The sequence below is a fragment of the Pseudalkalibacillus sp. R45 genome (assembly GCF_052246725.1).
Classification (GTDB): Bacteria; Bacillota; Bacilli; order Bacillales; family Fictibacillaceae; genus Pseudalkalibacillus.
Genome location: NZ_JBQQCL010000005.1, coordinates 224,921 through 248,451, shown reverse-complemented (window position 1 = coordinate 248,451; position 23,531 = coordinate 224,921). Strand labels below are relative to the sequence as shown.

Below are 23,531 nucleotides of genomic sequence, written 5' to 3'. Positions count from 1 at the left end.
TCCTTTTCAAGGAAGCATTTGTGCTCCTGCGTCTACAAGAAAGTCCTGTCGAAGCGAGCTTCCTCGTCGCATGCCTTGCGAGGAGATTATTCAGGTAGTAGGCACGCTGATCCCGCAGGACAAGGAAGGCTTCGGCAACGTTACATCGCACGAAGAAAATGCGATTTTCATATTCGAGGAGTCCCGCACCTTCCTCTCCAATCAACTTGCACAAGGTGGTTCATTACCAAAATGACCCAAAAGCAACAATCGTTAAGAAAAGAGCTTTTTTAAAAACATTACAAAATACTATTTACATTTTCTGAGAAGACCTTACTAAGGATTTGTGCCCGGTAAGGTCTTTTTCATCGACATTTTTCATATATTTAAATCAGGGGGAATGGTTTACAACGGCTGTAAATCAACGAATTGGAAAATTGTTTAAGTGAAAAAATATTCTAAATATATGTAAAATTGAATCCGTTTTCATTATAATGGTGGTAGAGAGTGAGTTTTTAATGGAAAGGAGCGGTATAAGAGGAGGAGATTAAGGTGGAGAAAAAATGGTTACAGCAATATCCCGAAGAAATCCCTCATGAAGTCGAAATTGACGAGAAGCCGTTGCAATTTTATCTGGAGGATGCCGCAAGCAAGCATTCAGAAAAACCTGCGTTGGAGTTTTTAGGCAAAAGGATGACGTATGGCGAAGTGTATGAAAGTTCTCTGAAAATGGCAAACCAATTACGTTCACTCGGCATACGGGAAGGTGACAGGGTAGCGATCATGCTGCCAAATTCCCCGCAATCCGTCATCAGTTATTATGGAATATTGATGGCAGGCGGGATAGTCGTGCAGACGAATCCGCTGTATACGGAGCGGGAACTGGAGCATCAATTGGTCGACTCTGGATCTAAAATGATCATCTGTTTGGATCTGTTGTTTCCGAGAGTGGAGGCGGTCAAAAGCCGCACGGAATTGACAAATGTGATTGTGACAGGTGTGAAGGATTACCTTCCGTTCCCAAAGAATCTCATCTATCCATTCGTCCAGAAGAGGCAGACCAATATCGTTGTCAATGTAACCTACAATGATAAAATCCATGCTTTCAAAAAGCTGCTTGATGAAGCGTCTGCACAACCGATTGAGCTTGAAATCGATCCGATGGAAGATCTTGCACTGTTGCAGTATACAGGGGGAACAACCGGACCTGCAAAGGGTGTCATGCTGACGCATTACAACCTCGTCGCAAACACGATCCAATGTCGCTCTTGGATGTATAAGGCCAACTATGGTGAAGAGAAAATCCTTGGTGCACTACCGTTTTTCCATGTTTATGGAATGACTTGTGTAATGAACTTTTCGATCATGTACTTGTCAGAAATGATCATTCTCCCTAGGTTTGATCCGAAACAAGTATTGAAAGCGATTGGAAAGCATAAGCCGACGATGTTTCCAGGCGCACCGACGATGTACATCGCATTATTGAATGATCCGAATATCAAGTCTTTTGATTTGTCCTCAATTGCAAGTTGTATCAGTGGATCAGCACCACTGCCTGTAGAGGTTCAAGAGAAGTTTGAGTCCCTTACAGGAGGAAATCTTGTAGAAGGATACGGATTAACAGAAGCTTCACCGGTCACGCATGCGAACTTCCTTTATGATAAACGTATGAAAGGTAGTATTGGCGTCCCGTGGCCGAATACCGAAGTTGCGATTTTGTCAGCGGAATCGGGTACGATTGCCGAGGTGAATGAAGTAGGCGAGCTGATGATCAAAGGTCCTCAAGTGATGAAAGGCTACTGGAACCATCCGGAAGAGACTGCTTCGACCTTCCACGAAGGCTGGCTTTTAACCGGTGATATGGGATACATGGATGAAAACGGATACTTTTATATCGTTGATCGGAAAAAGGATATGATCATCGCAGGTGGTTTCAATATTTATCCTCGGGAAATTGAAGAGATCCTTTTTGAACATCCGAAAGTATTGGAAACTACCGTCATAGGAGTGCCTGATCCATACCGTGGAGAAACGGTAAAGGCTTTCGTAGTTTTGAAGGATAACACAACTTGTACCGAGGAAGAACTGGATGAACATTGCAGAAAACACCTGGCTTCTTTTAAAGTACCGCACCTTTACGAATTCAGAGAAGAACTGCCGAAGACAATGGTTGGTAAAGTACTTCGCAGAGTACTAGTGGAAGAAGAAAAAGAAAAAATGAAGCAAAAACAGAATGCATGATGATACGTTAGTGGGCCTCACTCCGGTGGGGTCTTTTTTATGTATGGAGATAATTTTGACGTTGTGGAGATAATTTTGAAGTTGTAGAGATAATTTGATAATTTCAAAATTGTAGCGTTTCGTCCTGAGTTGTAGAGCTAATGATCCATTTGACTGTTTAAAATTGGATATTTCGGTCAGTACAGTGTTTTTGAAGGAAAATAGTAAGAAAATCAGTATGATCATTTATAAACGTGCTTAAAAGCTCAAACCTTTTACTTCGGACAGAAAATTTTTGCCATCCTAAACACTTAAATGTATACTTGAAACTGGATGCGTAAAATTCTGAAAAATACGAAAGATTCATTGACTTTTTACCTTCAATTACAGTACAATTAACCCGAGTGAATGTTCATTCATTTTTGATCACTTGAAGAAATATCAATCCTTTCTTCAAGTATAAAGGGCAACTATGGCTTAGCCGTCACCATTGGCTCGGCTTTTGCCAAGTTTTTCTTTTTGTGGAGGTAAAACAGATGACCGTAAAACGAAAAGGGCCAAAATATGAAAAGATTATTGATGCAGCTGTAACGGTCATAGCAAAACATGGCTATCACCAATCGCAGATTTCGAAGATCGCACGTGAAGCTGGTGTGGCCGATGGAACCATCTATCTATATTTCAAAAACAAAGAGGATCTCCTTATCTCTTTGTTCCGTGAAAAGATGGGGCGTTTTATCGACACGACAATAGATGAAATTGAACAAAAGCATTCTGTTGAAGATAAGCTGTTAACATTGATTGAAATGCACTTCAAGCAGCTATCTGTGGACCATGAACTTGCAATCGTCACACAGCTGGAGCTCCGTCAGACGAATCGCGAACTGCGGGCTAAAATCGGTGAAGTACTCAAAAGGTACCTTGAACTTGTCGATTCGCTCATCTATGAAGGGATCGAGGAGAAGGTTTTCCATCCTGATCTTGATATCCGAATCGTCAGGCAGATGATCTTCGGTACCATAGATGAAACGACTACAAGCTGGGTAATGAATGATCATCGGTTTGATTTGACAGCGCTTGCAAAACCAGTCCACGATTTATTGATTAATGGCTTTCGTTATAGATCAAGTTAGAGGAGGAGAGATTTTGGAGTATTTATCCTATTCGAAGGAAAACCACATTTGCACGATTTTATTGCAACACGCACCCGCCAATGCACTTTGTTCCCCGATGATCAAAGAACTGAATTCCGTTTTTGATGAATTGGAAGCGGATACAGACGTTAAAGCGATCGTCATCCGCGGGGAAGGAAGATTCTTTTCAGCAGGTGCAGATATTAAGGAATTTACGACCGTAGAAGATGCGGATGGATTCTCTGAACTCGGTGCTTTCGGACAACAGGTGTTTGATCGGATCGAACAATTTTCGAAACCTGTCATAGCTGCTGTACACGGTGCCGCACTTGGCGGTGGCCTTGAACTGGCGATGTCATGCCACATGCGTATTGTGACAGAAAATACAAAATTAGGATTACCGGAACTACAACTTGGATTAGTACCAGGATTTGCCGGATCGCAACGACTTCCGCATTATGTCGGAGCTGCTAAGGCGACTGAAATGCTTTTGACAAGTGAACCGATATCAGGTATCGAAGCACATCGTCTGGGCCTGGCGAATCACGTCGTTTCAGATGATGATCTCTTGGATAAAGCCTATGGGATAGCTGAAAAAGCTGCGGGAAAAAGTGCTGTTTCTGTAGATTTAGCATTGAAACTCGTAGATTATGCGCGAAAAGGTGAATATGAAGCTGGAGCAAAAAAAGAAACTGAATTCTTCGGTAAAGCATTTGCCTCTCATGATGGACAAGAGGGCATTCAAGCTTTTATAGAAAAACGCAAACCAGAATTTAAAGACCGTTAATACTGGAGGGGAAGAATAATGAATATTTATGTGATTTTAAAACGCACATTCGATACGGAAGAAAAGATTGCGATTGAAAACGGTAAGATCAGTGAAGATGGTGTTGAATTCATCATTAATCCATATGATGAATATGCCGTAGAAGAAGCAATCAAATTGCGTGATGAACATGGTGGAGAAGTCACTGTCGTTACTGTCGGAGAAGAAGAAAGCGATAAACAACTCCGTACAGCTCTAGCGATGGGTGCAGATAAAGCTGTATTGATCGATGATGAAGATGTAGAAGACGGGGATCAATATTCAACTGCAAAGATTCTTGCTGCTTATTTCGAAGATAAAGAAGTGGATATCATTCTAGGTGGTAATGTCGCGATTGACGGTGCATCTGGACAAGTCGGTCCACGTTTGGCGGAGCTATTGGATATCCCGCATGTCACGACGATTACGAAATTAGAAGTTGATGGTACGACTGTAACGATTGAGCGTGATGTAGAAGGAGACGTAGAAGTGATTGAAACGTCTTTACCGGTTCTTGCCACTGCCCAACAAGGATTGAACGAGCCGCGTTATCCATCACTTCCAGGAATCATGAAAGCAAAGAAAAAGCCTCTTGAAGAGCTCGAGCTGGATGATCTAGATCTAGATGAGGATGATGTTGAAGGGAAGACAAGAACACTCGAAGTTTACTTGCCGCCTGAAAAACAAGCCGGAAAAGTCCTTGAAGGTGAAGTAGACGATCAAGTGAAAGAGCTAGTGTCATTGTTACGATCAGAAGCAAAAGTGATATAGAAGGGGAGAGGAACCATGGCTAAAAAAGTATTAGTTTTAGGAGAAGTCAGAGACGGAGAACTACGGAACGTATCATATGAAGCAATCGCAGCAGCAAAAGAGATCTCTGAAGGCGGAGAAATCGTCGGCGTCCTATGCGGTGAATCTGTCAGCGGATTAGCGAATAGCATGATCCATTATGGAGCAGACCGTGTGTTGGTAGTGGAAGACGAAAAATTGAAAGCATATACAACTGACGGATACTCTCAAGCACTTGTGCAGGTGATTGAGCAAGAGAACCCTGAAGGAATCGTCTTCGGTCATACGGCAATGGGGAAAGATTTATCCCCGCGTCTGGCCGCTAAACTTGAATCTGGACTTGTATCAGATATCACTGGAATCGAAAATACAGGTGGAAACCTTATTTATACACGTCCGATCTACTCTGGAAAAGCGTTTGAGAAGAAAATCATCACTGATGGTGTATTGTTTGTAACAATCCGTCCAAACAATATTGCAGCCCTTGATAAAGATGAAAGCCGTTCAGGAGACGTGACAAACGTGGATGTGACGATCAAGGATCTACGTACGATTGTCAAAGAAATCGTTAAGAAGACGACAGATGGTGTCGACCTTTCCGAAGCGAAAGTCATCGTAGCTGGGGGACGTGGAGTGAAATCTGCAGACGGTTTCGGACCATTGGAAGAACTTGCAGAAGTCCTCGGGGCCGCAGTCGGTGCATCACGTGGTGCATGTGACGCTGAGTATTGCGACTACGGTCTGCAAATTGGGCAGACTGGTAAAGTCGTTACACCGGATCTTTATATCGCTTGTGGTATTTCTGGAGCGATCCAGCACTTGGCTGGTATGTCCAATTCAAAGATCATCGTAGCGATAAACAAGGATCCAGAAGCGAATATCTTCAATGTAGCTGACTACGGGATCGTGGGGGACCTTTTCGAAGTAGTACCAAAACTGACAGAAGAATTCAAGAAGGTACTCGTCTAATAAGGGATTGATTATAAAAGAATACAAGAATCTTAAGAATGACTCATCCGGAGTGCTCACTTCTCACATCAATACTTGTAAAAGTATACGATAGAGTGAGCGGCACCAGATGAGTCTATCCTATTTTATAATGCTCTGTGAAAGGAGTTTGTTGATCTAGAAATCAACAATAATAACGAACAGAGCCTTTGCAAATAAGCTGGATTTGCTAGCGAAAATAGTGTGTGAGTTTTGAAAAATCGGGTATGCTACAAGTGAAAACAAATTATTAGGAAGTTTTTTTGTAAGGTGATATACTTTGCATTGTAAGCGAAATGATGAGGAGGCATGAATATGGCAATCGTGAAAGCAACTGACCAAAACTTTACTTCAGAAACAAGTGAAGGTCTTGTATTAGCTGACTTTTGGGCACCTTGGTGCGGGCCTTGTAAAATGATTGCACCAGTATTGGAAGAGATTGATAGCGAAATGAGCGATAGTGTTAAAATCGTTAAGCTTGATGTAGATGAAAACCAGGAAACGGCAGGAAAGTTCGGTGTAATGAGTATCCCGACATTGATGCTTTTCAAAAATGGTGAAGTCGTCGATCAAGTTGTCGGTTTCCAACCGAAAGAAGCACTCGTCGACCTTATCAATAAGCACCAATAAAACTTGTAATCAACAGGGGCTGATTCCTTAAAGGGTCAGCCTCTTTTTCACGCTCCGAGTGTGACTTTTTTCCATTAAATGTTCGATGATGATACAATCAATTTATGATCAAGCTTTGTTAACTTATTAATTTAGGCCGTTTTCGCAAACTTTGTTGCTCTTGCACTTAAAGAAAGTATAAAATACTTTCTTCAGTATAAGGGCAGCTAAGGCTCGACCTACAAAAGGCTTGGTCTCGCCAAGTTTTCTTTAAAAGTCGTTGATTTCCGCTCCAGGATACTCGCTTTCCGCGGGGCGTGCGGTGAGCCCATTCGTCGCCCTGCGACATTGAATGGTCTCACCTGCCCCCATCCGCAGGAAAAGGAAAGCTTCGGAAGCGTTAAATCGCACGAAGAAAATACGATTTTCATTTTCGAGGAGTCTCGCACCTTGCTCTCCAATCAACTTGCACAAGGTGATTCATTAACAAAATGACCCAAAAGCAACAATTTTTAAGAAAAGAGCCTTAAAGTATAACTAAGAGCAGTTAAGCCTCAGCCTGCACCAAAGCTTGGCTTTGCTAAGTTCCCTACTCATCCCAAAAACAACAAACTGTTTAATATTGCTATACATATAAATGTCACTCCTTAAGGAGGTTTGAAATATGCTTCAACAGTTGAAACAGAAACTGTCAGTCCTTCCGGATCAACCCGGTTGTTATTTGATGAAGGATCGAAACGGCACAATCATATATGTAGGAAAAGCAAAAAATTTACGCAACCGAGTCCGGTCTTATTTTTCTGGGTCCCATGATGGGAAAACACAACGACTTGTTCTGGAGATCCATGATTTTGAATATATCGTCACTACCTCCGATTTAGAGGCCCTTGTTCTTGAGATGAACCTGATCAAAAAACATGACCCACGCTACAATGTTATGTTGAAGGATGATAAGAGCTATCCATACATTAAAGTGACCAATGAAAAACAACCCAGATTGATTACAACCCGAAAAGTGAAAAAAGGATCGGGAAGATATTTCGGCCCTTATCCAAACGCGTATGCAGCTAATGAGACGAAAAAGCTCCTTGATCGGATTTATCCGTTAAGAAAATGCAAGACGCTGCCTGATCGTGTCTGTCTGTATTATCACATGGGTCAATGCCTTGCCCCGTGCGTATATGAGGTAACTGAAGAACAGAACCGTGAAATGGTCGAAGGAATTTACCGCTTTCTTAACGGTGGGCATAAAGAAGTGAAACGAGATTTGCAAAGAAAGATGGAAGATGCTGCTGAAAAGCTCGAGTTTGAGCGGGCGAAAGAACTTAGGGACCAAATTCGGCATATCGAGTCGGTGATGGAACAACAGAAAATGGTCCATACCGATCAAAAGGACCGGGATGTTTTCGGATATCATGTCGATAAAGGCTGGATGTGTATCCAGGTATTCTTCGTCCGCCAGGGAAAGTTGATCGAACGTGACGTCTCGCTTTTTCCGGTTTATGGTGATTCTGAAGAAGAATTTTTATCTTTTGTAGGACAGTTTTATTTGCAAAAGGACCACATCATTCCAAAAGAGATTTTAGTCCCGAAACATGTGGAACATCATTTGTTAGAAGAACTTTTAGATATTCCGGTTTCCCAGCCTCAGCGTGGTAAAAAAAAGGATCTGGTGAATCTTGCAACGAAAAATGCCCAGATTGCATTGAGTGAAAAGTTCGAGTTGATTGAAAGGGATGAAGAACGGTCGATTAAAGCAGTTGAAGAGCTCGGGAAACATCTAGGAATAGCAACCCCGCATGTGATTGAAGCGTTCGATAACTCCAATATCCAAGGAACAAATCCTGTTTCTGCAATGGTTGTTTTTTCAGACGGAAAACCGAACAAAAAGCAATATCGGAAGTATAAAATCAAAACCGTTGAAGGTCCTGATGATTATGCATCGATGAAAGAAGTAACAAGAAGAAGATACTCGCGGGTTCTAAAAGAAGGTTTACCACTCCCAGATCTTATCATCATCGACGGAGGTAAAGGCCAGATCAGTGCCGCCATTGATGTCCTTGATAATGAACTAGGTTTATCAATTCCGGTTTGTGGACTTGTAAAAGATGACAAGCATAATACAGCCCAATTGATGATTGGAGATCCACCACAGGTGGTTCCACTTGCTAGAAACAGTCAAGAATTCTATCTGCTGCAAAGGATTCAAGACGAGGTTCACCGATTTGCGATTACCTTCCATCGCCAAATTCGAGAGAAGGGGATGGTTCAGTCAAGCTTGGACAAGGTCCCGGGAATCGGAGAAAAGCGACGTAAAGCTTTATTGAAACATTTTGGTTCCTTTAAAAAGATCAAGCAAGCGTCTGTTGACGAATTGAGAGAAGCGAAAATCCCTGCATCAGTGGCTGAAACGATTGTTTCTTATTTTACTGAGCAATCGAGGAAGGAAGAAGAATAGGTAGATTTTTGATGATTTAAACAACCATTGCACAAATTTGCTCTACTGATTACAAGAATAGTCCGCTATTCGAAAAAGTTCCTGCGAAGATGGATGAAAGCAAAAAGATGAGGCTGTCCAAAGTAAAAAGTGTCAGCTACCTCCAACACAACATTTTTGTATCTTCCCCAAATGTTGTTAAGTACGGAGAGGTTTAGACACTTATTGGACAGCCTCATTTATATGTATCTTCTCTTATTCAACTAAACTTCTGACACATTCGTGTCTGAGATTTCATCTTTACGGTCCCATTGTACAGTGAAAATGATTTTATCTTCTTTCCCTCTTTTAATCTCCTCAAAAGATTCAGTGACTCTTTCTTTTTGCCTTTGGATATGCTCGGCTAAGAAACCTGCTTCGAGTTGGAATCCTTCGTGCATTCGTTTTCTCAACAATTCTGAGATCCGATTTGAGCTTAACTCGAATGTGATCGTTTTGGAAGTTTCTTCTTTTAATTGAAGTTCTCCAAAGTTGGCTGCAGCAAAAAATTGTATCAATTCCTCAGTAGTGTCCATAGGATATTTGCGTGCAAGTGTCCGCCCTGCCCAGTATAGGAGACTATGATCTTCATTACCTAATAATTCCGGCAGCAGTACATCCCTCATCAATTCATATCCGAATAAGTAACCCTCTGTTTCGTTCGTCGGTTCTGGAAGGACATCATTGTCTTTTTTCATCTGTATTCCCCTCTCCTTCACTCATATTATTTTATTATACTATCTTTAAGATGAATGACAAAGGGCGACTTTATCTTTCAATGTTTTAGGCTAAATAGTTTTAATGGACGGTCTCGAAAATGAAGATGTCTCTTTAGGAAAACTAGAAACGAAATTTGCAACACTCATGCGGGATAATGGAGGCAGGTGGGTTCAAGCAGCATGTTTTTCAGGTAACGGACACCAGAGCCGTTATTTGTGAAAAAAGCAGCTGATTTTCTATGATATTTGCAAAATAAGGTCCCTGGTGTCCGTTAAGGTAGTAAAATCCTATTGTTTTGGTCAAATAAGGTCTCCTGTGTCCGTTAACGGGTAAGTGCATGGGTGAACGAGCAAAAGTAGGCTAAGAGATAGAAGTAAGTTGTCTAACTTATCGATCAGTAGCTTGGATCACTTGAACTTCTTCCAGCGGTAAAACATTGTGTTTTACACGTTAAATGTGAGGCCATGCAAAACCAAGTCTTTGTTTGGTTCGAGCCACCTAGTGAGTTTTCCAGTGAGCATTGAATAAATACACGGGTCGCTTCAGCCTATCATAAACCTACGGAAAAGGAGCGAATTACTATTATTTTGAACGAACATTCAAAGTGATAAGCAATAGGTTTTCACCTTCTAGATATTTCTAAAATCGGATGTATTCGTTTTCTTGACGGTCCTATTTGATGGGAGTACAATAGACATGTTATCAATTCTTGTCGGAGCTTGTCTTCGGATAACAGTATTTCTGAACGTATGATCGGTTTTTCAAAAATGTATTGATTTTGCAGCGGCAACACTTATTTAGAAGGGGGCACAGACATGGCTGACACTAGAGATTTTGCTTTAAGAAGACTACATTCGTTACTTGGTGTTATACCAATTGGTTTATATCTGATTCAACACTTGACAGTAAACCATTTCGCGACAAGAGGTCGTGAATCATTCGATGCTGCAGCACACTTTATGGAGACACTTCCATTCCGTTATTTCCTTGAAATTTTCATCATCTTTTTACCGATCATTTTCCATGCTGTTTTCGGATTGTACATAACGTTCCAAGCTCGTAACAACGTAAGCCGCTACGGGTACTTCCGTAACTGGATGTTCCTGTTGCAGCGTGTAACAGGGATTATCACGCTTATTTTCATTTCTTGGCACGTATGGGAAACACGTGTACAAGCTGCCTTTGGGGCGAAAGTAAACTTTTCAATGATGGAAGAGATTCTTGATAATCCTTTCATGATTGGATTTTATATTGTTGGCGTAATTTCAACGATTTTCCACTTCTCGAACGGACTTTGGTCCTTCCTTGTAAGCTGGGGAATTGTCCAATCGCCACGTTCCCAAAAGATTGCAACGTATGTAACAATCGGAATTTTCTTTGCAGTTTCAATCATTGGAATACGATCCATTTTTGCATTTGTAAATCCAGAATGGTTTGCTTTTGCATCAAACCTACCAATTCTATAAGGAGTGAGTCACGATGAGCAAAGGTAATATCATAATTGTAGGCGGAGGACTAGCCGGCTTGATGGCTGCTATCAAATCCGCTGAAGCAGGAACACACGTTGACTTGTTCTCACTCGTGCCTGTTAAACGTTCTCACTCCGTTTGTGCACAAGGCGGAATAAACGGAGCAGTAAATACAAAGGGTGAGGGAGACTCTCCTTGGGAACATTTTGATGACACAGTTTATGGTGGGGACTTTCTTGCAAACCAACCTCCTGTAAAAGCAATGTGTGATGCCGCACCTGGTATCATCCATCTATTAGATCGTATGGGTGTCATGTTCAACCGTACACCTGAAGGGTTATTGGATTTCCGTCGATTCGGCGGTACACAGCACCATCGTACAGCATTTGCTGGTGCTACCACAGGACAGCAATTACTATATGCGCTTGATGAGCAGGTCCGTCGTTATGAAGTACAAGGGCTTGTAACGAAGTATGAAGGTTGGGACTTCCAATCAGCGGTTCTAGATGATGAAAATGTATGTCGGGGAATCGTTGCGCAAAACTTGAAGACTTCTGAAATTCAAAGCTTCAAAGCTGATGCAGTCATCATGGCTACTGGTGGACCTGGTGTGATTTTCGGTAAGTCGACGAACTCCGTCATCAATACTGGTTCAGCAGCTTCGGCTCTATATCAACAGGGTGTTCATTATGCAAATGGTGAGTTCATCCAAATTCATCCTACAGCGATTCCGGGAGACGATAAACTCCGTCTTATGAGTGAATCTGCTCGTGGTGAAGGTGGACGGGTCTGGACATATAAAGACGGTAAACCTTGGTATTTCCTTGAGGAAAAATATCCTGCATATGGAAACCTGGTACCGCGTGATATTGCAACACGGGAAATCTTTGATGTCTGTGTTCGACAAAAGCTAGGCATCAACGGTGAGAACATGGTTTACCTCGATCTTTCACACAAGGATCCAAAAGAACTTGATATTAAACTTGGTGGGATCATTGAAATCTATGAGAAGTTCATGGGTGATGACCCTCGTAAAGTTCCAATGAAAATCTTCCCTGCGGTCCACTATTCAATGGGTGGTATGTGGGTTGATTTCGATCAAATGACGAATATCCCTGGTCTCTTTGCTGCAGGTGAATGTGATTATTCTCAGCATGGGGCAAACCGCTTAGGAGCTAACTCGCTTCTATCCTCCATTTTCGGTGGTATGGTTGCAGGTCCTAAGGCTGCAGAATATGTTATGGGTCTTGAAAAGACAATCGAGGATATTCCTGAGGAAGTTTACGAGCGTCAAGTTAAGAAAGAGACCGATCACCTTGATCAAATCATGAAAATGGATGGTACAGAAAATGCGTATCAGCTTCATAAAGACCTTGGTGAATGGATGACAGATAACGTGACGGTTGTCCGTTACAATGATAAGTTGAAAGAGACAGACGATAAAATTGTTGAGTTGATGGAGCGTTATAAGGATATCAACATCAATGATACGTCGAAGTGGAGCAATCAGGGTGTTTCATTTACGCGTCAATTATGGCACATGCTTCAATTAGCCCGGGTAATCACTCTTGGTGCATTGAACCGTAATGAAAGTCGTGGGGCTCATTTTAAGCCTGATTTCCCTGACCGTAACGATGAAGAATGGTTGAAGACGACGAAAGCTATCTTCAATCCAGAGAAGAACGGTCCAGACTTCGAATATGAAGAGGTTGATACTTCTCTCATCGAACCACGTAAGCGTGACTACTCTAAGAAGAAGGGAGATAAATAATAATCATGGCTGAAGGAAAAATGATTCAATTTATTATCAAGCGTCAGGATAACCCTGATTCTGCAGCTTATGATGAAAAATTCGAGATCCCTTATCGTGCGAACATGAATGTGATTTCAGCTTTAATGGAAATCCGCCGGAATCCTGTGAATAGTAAAGGTGAAAACACGACACCAGTGACATGGGAAATGGGATGTCTTGAAGAAGTATGTGGAGCTTGTTCTATGGTGATCAACGGTAAACCGCGTCAATCTTGTACCGCACTGGTCGACCAATTGGAACAGCCGATCCGTCTAGAGCCGATGGCAACTTTCCCGGTAGTGCGTGACCTTCAAGTCGACCGCAGCCGCATGTTCGACGCGTTGAAAAAAGTGAAAGCTTGGATCCCGATCGATGGCACATACGATCTTGGACCTGGACCTCGTATGCCGGAAAGCAAGCGTCAATGGGCATATGAATTGTCAAAATGTATGACATGTGGGGTTTGTTTGGAAGCATGTCCGAATGTCAATGATAAATCTGAGTTCATAGGTCCTGCTGCACTTTCTCAGGTTCGTTTGTTCAACGCACATCCGACTGGAGAAATGAATAAAGCAGAACGACTGAATTCACTTATGGGCGATGGGGGACTCGCAAATTGCGGGAACTCTCAGAACTGTGTACAATCATGTCCGAAAGGGATTCCTTTGACGACTTCAATTGCTGCATTGAACCGTGATACATCATTGCAATCTTTCCGAAATTTCTTTGGATCCGATGCACAATAATTGTTGTTTACGTTAAACGATTCGAGGACTGGCAAATAGCGTCAGTCCTCGTTTATTACCAAAAAATGAATGAGTATTCATTTTTTCATTTAAAGAAAGTATTCATACTTTCTTTAATATAAGCGCACAAGCAGGTGGCTTCGGAAGCAATACACCGCACGAAGGAAAAGCGATTGCTTTTTCGAGGAACTAAGGCTCAGCCTGCCCTAAGGCTTGGCTTTACCAAGTTTTCTTTAAATACATCAGCACGGAGGGGAAATATGAAAGGTATAGATTATATTCAGGATTGGGAGAACTGGAGAACGGGTTTTCACTTTTATACCACAGTCGAGGTCCGATTTTCTGAGGTCGATCCATTCAACCATTTGAATAATACAATTCCATTTGTTTATTTTGAGGATGCACGAATCCAGCTTTTCAAGGAACTCGGATTCATGCAAGAGTGGAATAGACCGAATACTAAGACAATCCCGGTCGTTGCGGATCTTCAATGTAATTATCTGAAACAAGTTCTTTTTGATGAAACGCTGAAAATCTTTGTAAAGATCGCCTATTTTGGCACTACCTCGATCGATCTGCATTATTTAGCAGAGAATTCAGAAGGAAACCCTGTTTTGGTAGGGCGGGGACGTATCGTCCATATCGATAAACATCAAGGCGCTCCTGAAAAATGGACAGCTAGTATGATTGATCGAATGAAGAATATGCAAAAATAAACCTCTTTTTTCAATTATTTTTGAATATGTCAAGTCACGACCAATTTCATCCCTTCATATGATATGTTGACTAAATATCTTTTCTGCATGAAACGCAGCTCGTTAGCCCATGCAAGGAGGGGTGAAATTCATTGAAAGATAAACACTACCGACCGAAGCCTCTACTTACAAAAAGGGAGAGAGAAGTATTCGAACTTCTTGTTCAAGACAAGACGACCAGGGAGATTGCTGAACAACTTTTTATAAGTGAAAAAACTGTTCGGAATCACATTTCCAATACGATGCAGAAGCTAGGTGTCAAGGGGCGCTCCCAGGCAGTCGTCGAGCTATTGCGGCTTGGCGAGTTGGAAATTTAGAGGTTTGCGGCTTTCAAAAATGAAAGCCGCTTTTTTTTTTTTGCATTTTTAAATTTTGCTAATAAATTCTTTTGGAAAGACTTTTTTTAGTAAAGAGTGTTGTTTTTGGCTGTTTCGCAAACTTTGTTGCTCTTGCACTTAAAGAAAGTATAAAATACTTTCTTCAGTATAAGGGCAGCTAAGGCTCGACCTACAAAAGGCTTGGTCTCGCCAAGTTTTCTTTAAAAGTCGTTGATTTCTGCTCCAGGATGCTCGCTTTCCGCGGGCGATCACAAAGCCTCCTCACTTGCACAGGACGTGGTGGTTTTTAGTCGAAGACCTTTTAAAAAGTGCGGGGTCTCGTATATTTCAACCGCTCTCAAGCCCCTGTTAACATTTTTTAACAATGCAAAACATTATCCAATAGCCACAAACTTTAAAAACAGCCTTTGAAAACCGCCACTAACAATAAAGCGCTAAATGCTGCCATTAAATGGACTAGAACAAAATTGAGAGACTGTTATAATAACTATTGACGGTGCATGTACGTTTAGGTATGATGTTGTCGTTTGATTCCGATGTAAACTGATGAGGGGATGGCGGTGCATGGATAAGCAGTATACAATTTTAAAAGTTTTAAACAACAACGTTGTCATTGCACGTGATTCCAATCATCTTGAAGTTGTATTGATCGGCAATGGAATCGGTTTTTCTAAAAAAACGGATGATATTCTCGATGGTCCCAGTGTGGACAAGTTATATATCTTAAATGATGTTGAAGAACAGCACCAGTATAAACAATTACTGTCTCAAGTGGATGAATCCTTCATACTGGTCATGAATGAAGTGATTTTTTACAGTGAGAATCAATTAGGAGTCAAGTTCAATGAACATATACATATCGCTTTGACGGATCACATCGCTTTTGCCATTAAACGGATCAAGCAAGGAATTGATGTCGTCAATCCTTTCTCCAAAGAAACAGAACTGCTTTACCCGAAAGAATACGCGGTTGCTAAAGATGTGGTTGGTTTAATAGAAGAAGAGACAGGAGTTCATCTTCCAGAAGGAGAAATTGGATTCATTGCGCTTCACCTTCACAGTGCAGCCACTAATCGATCCGTTTCTAAGTTGAACAGTTACTCTCAACTGATCAACACGTTGATTCATATTATCGAACAACAGTTGGATATTTCAATTGATCGCTCGAGTATTGATTATTTACGGCTCATTCAGCATTTGAGGCATGGAATCGATCGCATCGAACATGAGGAACAAGTTGGTAACCAGGAGAAACTAGCAAATGTATTGAAAGAAGAGTACCCAGTATGCTACAATTTAGCATGGAAGCTGATGAAAGTCATGCAACAGAAAATTGGCAAGAACGTTTCGGATGCAGAAGCGGTCTACTTGACGATGCATTTGCAAAGGCTTTCACCACAATAGAATAAGAATAAACACTTTACGTGTTACTGATACGATCAGGCATGAGTAAAGAAGATTATTGAAATGCGCAAATTAGGGGTAGTATATACCTTAGGTGCATTTTGGTCTTTTTTACTCATGTCTTTTTTTCTTTATGTAACCGTATTCTTAAGCTATTGTGACCACAATAACAATGGAGGTATGGAAAAATGCAAAAGGCTTTTGGTACTTTACAAAAAGTCGGTAAAGCATTAATGCTACCGGTTGCAATTTTGCCAGCAGCAGGTCTTTTACTTGCGTTTGGTAATGCATTGCAAAACCCAACTTTATTGGAAATGGCACCTTTCCTTGATAATGCTGTGATCGAAATGATTGCCGCAGTCATGGAAAGAGCCGGAGGGATCATTTTTGATAACCTCGCATTACTCTTTGCAGTAGGTGTCGCCATAGGTTTAGCTGGCGGTGACGGTGTAGCAGGACTTGCTGCAACTGTCGGATTCTTGATTATGAATGCCACGATGAGCGTCATACAGGGGCTTGAAATTGCTGATGTAACTGGTGATAACGCCGACCCGGCATTTGCGCTAGTACTAGGTATCCCTACCTTGCAAACTGGAGTTTTTGGTGGGATCATCCTTGGTATTGTAGCTGCCTACATGTACAATAAGTTTTATAACATTGATTTACCATCTTATTTAGGATTTTTTGCAGGGAAGCGATTTGTACCAATTGCGACAGCGGCAAGTGCCGTTATTCTCGGTGTCATCTTGACATTCATCTGGCCGCCGGTACAGGATGGCTTGAATGCATTTTCTGAGAATATGGTCCATGCAAATCTCACATTCTCGGCATTTGTATTCGGTGTCATTGAACGTGCATTGATTCCATTCGGCCTGCACCATATCTTTTATGCTCCGTTCTGGTTTGAATTCGGGTCATATACGAACGAAGCGGGTAATCTTGTGCGTGGAGACCAACGGATTTTCTTTGAACAAATTAAAGATGGTGTGCAAAACTTGACTGCTGGAACATTCATGACAGGTAAATTCCCATTCATGATGTTCGGTTTACCTGCAGCTGCTCTTGCGATTTATCATGAAGCACGAGCTGAGCGTAAAAAGGTTGTTGCTGGTATAATGGCTTCAGCAGCCTTAACATCATTCTTGACCGGTATTACAGAGCCGATCGAGTTTTCATTCTTGTTCGTAGCACCAGTATTATTTGGAATCCATACGATTTTTGCTGGATTATCCTTTATGACAATGCATTTGTTAGATGTTAAAATCGGAATGACTTTCTCAGGAGGTCTCATCGACTTCATCTTGTTCGGAGTCATCAATCCTCAAACAAACTGGTGGCTCGTGATCCCAGTCGGGCTGGTGTTCGCAGTTATCTATTATTTCGGATTCAGATTTGCGATTCGTAAATTCAATCTGATGACACCTGGCCGCGAGGATGTTGAGGATGAGGATGAAGACACGACTCAATCCAGCACTTCTGAGTTGCCTTATAACATTTTAGAAGGACTTGGTGGACAAGAGAACATTTCACACTTAGATGCTTGTATCACTCGACTTCGTGTATCTGTCAATGATGTGAAGAAAGTGGATAAAGCAAGATTGAAGAAATTAGGGGCATCAGGAGTACTTGAAGTAGGAAACAATATTCAAGCGATTTTCGGTCCGAAGTCCGATTCAATCAAATCTCAAATGCAAGATATCATGAAAGGAAAACGTCCACGCAAGGTTGAAACTGACACAGATGAAGAGGTTCAAGAACAAATTGAAGATGTTACTCCTGATGCTTTGAAAAGCGATTTAGAGGAGGAGAAGGAAATGATTGTATCACCGATCAAGGGAGAAATTCTTCCAATTACAGAAGTTCCAGATCAAGTCTTCTCAGGAAAGATGATGGGAGATGGTTTTGCGATTAAACCAGAAGAAGGAACAGTCGTATCACCAATCGATGGAAAAGTGGTCAATGTATTCCCGACTAAGCATGCTATTGGATTAGAAACAGCTGGCGGACGTGAAATTTTAATTCATTTTGGAATTGATACCGTCAACTTAAAAGGTGAAGGTTTCGAAATAATGGTAGAGCAAGGTGACGAGGTCAAGCGCGGCCAGACATTGATGAAAGCGGATCTTGATTACATTTCAGAACATGCGGCATCAACAATTACCCCAATTGTGTTTACAAATCTCCAAGAAGGAGAAAAAGTAAAAATAGAGAAGTCTGGATCAGTTGATCTAAACGAAAACGACATCATTTCAATTGAAAAGTAGAAAGGAAGAGGAAACATGGCAGAAAAAACGTTTACAGTAACAAGTGAATCAGGAATACACGCACGACCTGCGACAACATTGGTGAATAAGGCAGGACAATTCAGTTCTGATATTGAGCTCGAGCACAAAGGAAAAACAGTCAACTTGAAATCGATCATGGGTGTTATGTCACTAGGAATTCAACAAGGCTCTGAAATTACAATCAAAGCAAACGGTAACGATGCTGATGATGCGCTTTCTACATTAACAGATGTATTAAAACAAGAAGGACTTGCTGAGTAATGAGCCAACGCATTACGGGAATTGGCGCATCTGCAGGTATTGCGGTTGCTAAGGTTTTCAAACTTGAAAATCCAGCACTTGAAGTAGAGAAAACCACAATCGAGAACCCTTCCGAACAAGTTGAACGGTTTAAGGAAGCAATCGACCAATCCAAAAAAGAACTTGAAGGCATCAAAGACCACGCTGAAAAAGAACTAGGAGAAGACAAGGCAGCAATATTTGCTGCCCATCTTCTTGTCCTGCAAGACCCTGAATTGATCGATAATGTAACTGGTAAAATCAATGACGAAAAAATCAATGCAGAAAGTGCTTTGGATGAAGTTTCAGGTATGTTCATTTCAATGTTTGAAAACATGGACAATGAATATATGAAAGAAAGAGCTGCAGATATCCGTGACGTTCGAAAAAGAGTATTGGCTCATCTTATGGATGTTGAATTCAACACACCGAGCATGATTACTGAAGAAGTGATCATCATCGCTGACGACTTGACGCCTTCAGATACAGCTCAATTGAATAGAACTTACGTCAAAGGATTTGCGACAGATATTGGAGGAAGAACTTCCCATTCTGCGATCATGGCCCGCTCAATGGAGATTCCATCTGTCGTGGGGACTAAGGAAATCACAGGATCTGTTGAAAACGGCACGACTGTCATCATTGATGGTATTGATGGAGTCGTTATCATCGACCCGTCGGAAGACGAAAAAACTGAGTACGAGCAAAAGCGTGCTCGTTATGAAGAACAGAAGAAAGAATGGGCAAAGTTGGTCAATGAATCGACGAAATCAGCCGATGATCAACATGTCGAACTCGCAGCGAATATCGGTACCCCGAAGGATCTAACTGGTGTATTGAATAATGGAGCAGAAGGAATCGGATTATACCGTACTGAATTCCTATACATGAATCGTGATCAACTACCGACTGAAGAAGAACAATTCGAGGCGTATAAGGATGTTCTTTCTAAAATGGAAGGAAAGCCGGTCGTCATCCGTACATTGGATGTTGGAGGCGATAAGGAATTACCTTATCTGAATCTCCCGAAAGAATTAAATCCGTTCTTAGGATATCGCGCGATCCGACTCTGTCTCGATCAACAAACGATTTTTAGAACCCAACTGAAAGCGTTGCTGCGAGCAAGTGCTTATGGGAACTTGAAAGTGATGTTCCCGATGATTGCGACGCTTGATGAATTCCGTCAGGCAAAGGCAATCCTTTTAGAGGAAAAAGAAAAACTTGAGCAAGACGGTGTTGAAGTATCTGATTCGATTGAAATCGGAATGATGGTTGAGATTCCGTCTACTGCAGTCATGGCGGACGTATTCGCCAAAGAAGTCGATTTCTTCAGTATCGGCACCAATGATCTTATCCAATATACGCTAGCAGCAGACAGAATGAATGAACAAGTTTCTTATTTATATCAACCGTATAATCCAGCAATCTTAAGACTTGTTAAAAATGTTATCGATGCTGCACATAAAGAAGGTAAATGGGCCGGTATGTGTGGAGAAATGGCCGGAGATGAAATCGCGATTCCTATTCTGCTTGGATTAGGACTCGATGAGTTCAGTATGAGTGCCACATCTATCCTCCCTGCACGCAGTCAGATTCTGAAATTGAGCAAACAGGAAGTTGCTACTCATATGGAAGATATCCTGCAGCTTGATACAGACGAATCAGTGAAGCAATATGTACAACAGCATTTCTTGAAATAAAAGCAATTAAATGACCCACAAGGACGGAAATCTCCTTTTGGGTCATTTGTTTTTTGGGTTAAATTGTATCGGGAAATTTGTCTCGCACGGTTTCGGTGGGGGAACGGTTATATTCGGGCTGCAAGAGGAGAAAAGTTGTGCGATATGCCGGCTTTCTTTTTGACACTCCAGCAGAAAAACGAGGCTGGAGAAATACCTTTAAGAACAAAATATTTCTGATTATTGGGAAATGTTGTTGAAAAAAACCACTAAACAGCGCAAAATAGAACTAACAGTCTGTGTCAGGAGGTTACATAGTTGGAGCAAGTAAAACAAGAAAAAATCAATGATATGGAAAAAGCACTAAGAATGATTTCAGCACATATAAAACAAAAGGGCAGGGAAATATTGAATGATTTCTCTATTACACCGCCTCAATTTGTAGCATTACAATGGTTGTTTGAACAAAATGAAATGACAATCGGAGATCTTTCAAACAAGATGTATCTTGCATATAGTACGACTACTGATCTGATTGATCGAATGGAAAATAACGGGCTAGTCAAAAGAATACGTGATCCGAAAGATCGTCGCGTCGTCCGCATACAGAAACTTGATAAAGGATACGAAATAATAGAAGAGGTCATTAAACGGAGACAGAATTATCTTAAAGATTTGACGGAGCATTTTTCTGATGACGAAATCGAAAGCCTTCATCAAAGCCTTCATCTCCTATATGACAAAATGAATTCTCAAACTACCAACTAGATTAAACAGAGAAAAAGAGGGGTTTATTTGAATAATCCTATAGGAATTATTGATTCTGGTGTCGGGGGGATGACTGTAGCCCGCGAAGTGATGAGGCAGCTGCCCAAAGAACGGATCTATTATCTCGGGGATACATTACTATGCCCGTACGGTCCTCGTCCTTTGGAAGAAGTCCGAACCTATACGTGGAAGATGATTCATTATTTTTTGGAAAGAGACATTAAATTACTCGTGATTGCATGTAATACAGCTACTGCGGCTGTATTGGAAGAAGCTCAGCATAAACTGCCGATCCCTGTGGTAGGGGTCATCCATCCTGGAGCGAGAGCAGCTATAAAAAATACGTTGAATCGCGAAGTAGGTGTTATCGGTACAGAAGGAACAATCAACAGTCGGGCTTATGTAAAAGCTTTGCAAAACATTGATAGTAAGGTAAATGTGCATAGTCTTGCATGTCCGGAATTCGTGCCGTTGGTTGAGAGCGGTATGATCGATACCCGAGAAACCTTACAAGTGGTTTATGAAAGACTTGCACCTTTAAGCGATTTACCTATTGATACATTGATACTCGGTTGTACCCATTATCCGATCCTGGCCCCTATCATTGAAAAAGTGATGGGAACCAATGTCCGGATCATTTCATCTGGAGCAGAAACTGCTCGGGAAGTAAGTACAATCCTTTATTATAGCAACCGCCTATACTCAGGCGGCGGTCTTCCGGAGCATCGCTTTTTTACAACAGGGTCGAGTCAAATTTTCAACCGATTGAGCAGTGAGTGGTTTGATCAAAGTGTAAAACACATTGAGCATATCGAATTATAAAGTGGCACAGTAATTTTGTGCCGCTTTTCATATTTTTCAGCTTTGTTAGTTATACATAATTGTTGTTTTTTGGATTTTCTGATGCCTTAGTTTAAATTCATAAACCTTACTCACTTGTTCCCGCTGAAACTAAATTGTAATCGCCGAGCTGTAGCCTTTGTTACTCTTTCAAAGGGTTACTTTTTATATCCTTACCTTTCATTTCCCTAAAATTACAGAACGTTGGTCTAATTGCACAGATGGCTCGTATATATAGTAGTACAAACCATTGTAGGAGGGAATGGAATGAGGAAGAAGCAGAGGAGAATGATCTTTGTTTCTCTTTTAACAGGTCTATTGCTGCTTATGTCTGGATGTGGCTTGTTAACAGAAAAAACAAATAATGAAATCGATCCGCCCCAGGAGGTCAATTATCTGAATGACGGTGAGTCTTTAGAGGAGACCGATAAAGACACAGATGCATTGGCTGATGGGAAGGATGCGCCAGCAGGTGCTACAGAATCACATCAATTGCAAGTATACTTAATCAATGAAAATGGGATGGTCGTTCCACAAACAATGAACATGCCAATTGCGGAAGACCCTGCTAAACAAGTGGTGGAATACTTAGTGAATGACGGAAAAGCGTCAAACTACATTCCGAATGGTATGAGAGCCGTTTTACCTGCAGGCACTGAGGTATTAGGGTTGAACATTGATCAGGGGACAGCAACAATCGATTTTTCTGAAGAGTTCAAGGAATATGCAGCAGAAGATGAGATGAAAATCTTACAATCATTGACGTATACGCTCACCCAGTTTGACAATGTACACGCAGTCAAAATCAAAATCAATGGTGAAGATCAGAAAGTGATGCCGGTCAATCAAACCCCGATCGGTGAGAACATGACGCGTGCAGATGGTATCAACATCGAAACAAATGGGGTTGTCGATGTCACAGGCAGCAAGACTGTTACAGTTTATTTTATTAGTCAAAATGGTGACGATCAATTCTATTATGTTCCGGTTACAAGGAAGGTGAATTCAAATGAAAACCTCGTAAAGGCGACTGTCGATGAATTATTGAGCGGTCCATCCCTCCAATCCGGGCTGTTGACGGATATGAGGAATGAGGTTGAACTTGTAAGTGCACCAGTTGAAGAAGATGGTGTCGTAACACTCAATTTCAATGAAGCGATATTAGGAGAAGCTAAGAATACCGCAATATCTGATGCGACGCTTAACTCACTCGTATTGTCGTTGACCGAAATTACAGGAATTGACAAGGTACAAGTTAAAGTAAATGGCAAAAGTGAAGTGGTTCGTGAGGATGGGAAACTATTGACAGAACCTGTGTCACGACCTGTCAATGTAAACACTGTAGAATTTTAAAATGAATAGATCATGTAATTATGTTACGATAGAAAGAGTCAGGGCGGTGTTCAGCCGCCTTTTTCTCATTTAAAGAAAGTATAAATACTTTCTTCAATATAAGGG

The 23,531-nt window shown here is 41.4% G+C and carries 23 protein-coding genes; 22 read left to right on the top strand and 1 reads right to left on the bottom strand.

Annotated elements, in window-relative coordinates:
* Positions 1-70: 70 nt before the first annotated feature.
* The 9 genes from ACTWQL_RS11970 to uvrC all read left to right on the top strand — a co-directional run bounded on the left by ACTWQL_RS11970 (position 71) and on the right by uvrC (position 8,980).
* A complete protein-coding gene (locus tag ACTWQL_RS11970; RefSeq protein ID WP_443142668.1) occupies positions 71-235 on the top strand; it encodes a hypothetical protein in 165 nt (54 codons plus the stop codon).
* 296 nt (positions 236-531) lie between these two features.
* Entirely contained in the window at positions 532-2,220 is a 1,689-nt protein-coding gene (locus ACTWQL_RS11965) for an AMP-binding protein (RefSeq protein ID WP_443142667.1), read from the top strand.
* A 515-nt stretch (positions 2,221-2,735) separates the two neighbouring features.
* Positions 2,736-3,332 (top strand): TetR/AcrR family transcriptional regulator, encoded by a 597-nt coding sequence (locus tag ACTWQL_RS11960; RefSeq protein WP_443142666.1) that lies wholly within the window; start codon positions 2,736-2,738, stop codon positions 3,330-3,332.
* A gap of 13 nt (positions 3,333-3,345) precedes the next feature.
* Positions 3,346-4,119, top strand: coding sequence for an enoyl-CoA hydratase (locus ACTWQL_RS11955; RefSeq protein ID WP_443142665.1), 774 nt, complete (start codon positions 3,346-3,348; stop codon positions 4,117-4,119).
* Positions 4,120-4,137: 18 nt separating this feature from the next.
* Positions 4,138-4,908: an electron transfer flavoprotein subunit beta/FixA family protein gene (locus tag ACTWQL_RS11950; RefSeq protein WP_443142664.1), complete on the top strand. Its 771-nt coding sequence runs from the start codon at positions 4,138-4,140 to the stop codon at positions 4,906-4,908.
* Positions 4,909-4,923: 15 nt separating this feature from the next.
* A complete protein-coding gene (locus tag ACTWQL_RS11945; protein ID WP_443142663.1) occupies positions 4,924-5,895 on the top strand; it encodes an electron transfer flavoprotein subunit alpha/FixB family protein in 972 nt (323 codons plus the stop codon).
* 333 nt (positions 5,896-6,228) lie between these two features.
* Entirely contained in the window at positions 6,229-6,543 is a 315-nt protein-coding gene (gene trxA, locus ACTWQL_RS11940) for a thioredoxin (RefSeq protein WP_221566336.1), read from the top strand.
* A 327-nt stretch (positions 6,544-6,870) separates the two neighbouring features.
* Positions 6,871-7,017, top strand: a complete 147-nt coding sequence (locus ACTWQL_RS11935) for a hypothetical protein (RefSeq protein ID WP_443142662.1) — start codon at positions 6,871-6,873, stop codon at positions 7,015-7,017.
* 169 nt (positions 7,018-7,186) lie between these two features.
* On the top strand, positions 7,187-8,980 hold the full coding sequence (gene uvrC / locus ACTWQL_RS11930) for an excinuclease ABC subunit UvrC (protein WP_443142661.1): 1,794 nt from the start codon (positions 7,187-7,189) through the stop codon (positions 8,978-8,980).
* A gap of 242 nt (positions 8,981-9,222) precedes the next feature.
* On the opposite strand, the gene ACTWQL_RS11925 is transcribed toward uvrC, so the two are convergent.
* Positions 9,223-9,696 (bottom strand): YslB family protein, encoded by a 474-nt coding sequence (locus ACTWQL_RS11925; RefSeq protein ID WP_443142660.1) that lies wholly within the window; start codon positions 9,694-9,696, stop codon positions 9,223-9,225.
* 103 nt (positions 9,697-9,799) lie between these two features.
* On the opposite strand from ACTWQL_RS11925, the gene ACTWQL_RS11920 reads away from it, so the two are divergent.
* The 13 genes from ACTWQL_RS11920 (at position 9,800) to ACTWQL_RS11860 (ending at position 23,426) form a co-directional block, all read left to right on the top strand.
* Positions 9,800-9,937 (top strand): hypothetical protein, encoded by a 138-nt coding sequence (locus ACTWQL_RS11920; RefSeq protein WP_443142659.1) that lies wholly within the window; start codon positions 9,800-9,802, stop codon positions 9,935-9,937.
* A gap of 596 nt (positions 9,938-10,533) precedes the next feature.
* Positions 10,534-11,184 (top strand): succinate dehydrogenase cytochrome b558 subunit, encoded by a 651-nt coding sequence (locus tag ACTWQL_RS11915; protein ID WP_443142658.1) that lies wholly within the window; start codon positions 10,534-10,536, stop codon positions 11,182-11,184.
* 13 nt (positions 11,185-11,197) lie between these two features.
* Complete coding sequence (sdhA, locus tag ACTWQL_RS11910) at positions 11,198-12,958, top strand: succinate dehydrogenase flavoprotein subunit (RefSeq protein ID WP_443142657.1); 1,761 nt, start codon at positions 11,198-11,200, stop codon at positions 12,956-12,958.
* A 5-nt stretch (positions 12,959-12,963) separates the two neighbouring features.
* On the top strand, positions 12,964-13,725 hold the full coding sequence (gene sdhB / locus ACTWQL_RS11905) for a succinate dehydrogenase iron-sulfur subunit (protein ID WP_443142656.1): 762 nt from the start codon (positions 12,964-12,966) through the stop codon (positions 13,723-13,725).
* A gap of 260 nt (positions 13,726-13,985) precedes the next feature.
* The gene (locus ACTWQL_RS11900; protein WP_443142655.1) at positions 13,986-14,441 is read left to right on the top strand and encodes an acyl-CoA thioesterase; all 456 of its coding nucleotides are present in this window, start codon (positions 13,986-13,988) and stop codon (positions 14,439-14,441) included.
* Positions 14,442-14,572: 131 nt separating this feature from the next.
* Positions 14,573-14,797, top strand: a complete 225-nt coding sequence (locus ACTWQL_RS11895; protein WP_221566329.1) for a helix-turn-helix domain-containing protein — start codon at positions 14,573-14,575, stop codon at positions 14,795-14,797.
* 585 nt (positions 14,798-15,382) lie between these two features.
* Positions 15,383-16,222 carry a glucose PTS transporter transcription antiterminator GlcT gene (glcT, locus tag ACTWQL_RS11890; RefSeq protein ID WP_443142654.1) on the top strand — a complete coding sequence of 280 codons (840 nt, stop codon included), beginning with the start codon at positions 15,383-15,385 and terminating at the stop codon, positions 16,220-16,222.
* A gap of 188 nt (positions 16,223-16,410) precedes the next feature.
* On the top strand, positions 16,411-18,486 hold the full coding sequence (gene ptsG, locus ACTWQL_RS11885) for a glucose-specific PTS transporter subunit IIBC (RefSeq protein ID WP_443142653.1): 2,076 nt from the start codon (positions 16,411-16,413) through the stop codon (positions 18,484-18,486).
* 15 nt (positions 18,487-18,501) lie between these two features.
* Positions 18,502-18,768, top strand: coding sequence for a phosphocarrier protein HPr (locus ACTWQL_RS11880; protein WP_443142652.1), 267 nt, complete (start codon positions 18,502-18,504; stop codon positions 18,766-18,768).
* Positions 18,768-20,486 (top strand): phosphoenolpyruvate--protein phosphotransferase, encoded by a 1,719-nt coding sequence (gene ptsP, locus ACTWQL_RS11875; RefSeq protein ID WP_443142651.1) that lies wholly within the window; start codon positions 18,768-18,770, stop codon positions 20,484-20,486. The genes ACTWQL_RS11880 and ptsP overlap by 1 nt, the downstream gene beginning before the upstream one ends.
* Before the next feature lie 330 nt (positions 20,487-20,816).
* On the top strand, positions 20,817-21,233 hold the full coding sequence (locus ACTWQL_RS11870) for a MarR family winged helix-turn-helix transcriptional regulator (protein WP_261133314.1): 417 nt from the start codon (positions 20,817-20,819) through the stop codon (positions 21,231-21,233).
* A 27-nt stretch (positions 21,234-21,260) separates the two neighbouring features.
* Positions 21,261-22,055 (top strand): glutamate racemase, encoded by a 795-nt coding sequence (gene racE, locus ACTWQL_RS11865; RefSeq protein WP_443142650.1) that lies wholly within the window; start codon positions 21,261-21,263, stop codon positions 22,053-22,055.
* Between the two features lie 285 nt (positions 22,056-22,340).
* The gene (locus tag ACTWQL_RS11860) at positions 22,341-23,426 is read left to right on the top strand and encodes a GerMN domain-containing protein (protein ID WP_443142649.1); all 1,086 of its coding nucleotides are present in this window, start codon (positions 22,341-22,343) and stop codon (positions 23,424-23,426) included.
* The last annotated feature ends 105 nt before the right edge of the window (positions 23,427-23,531 follow it).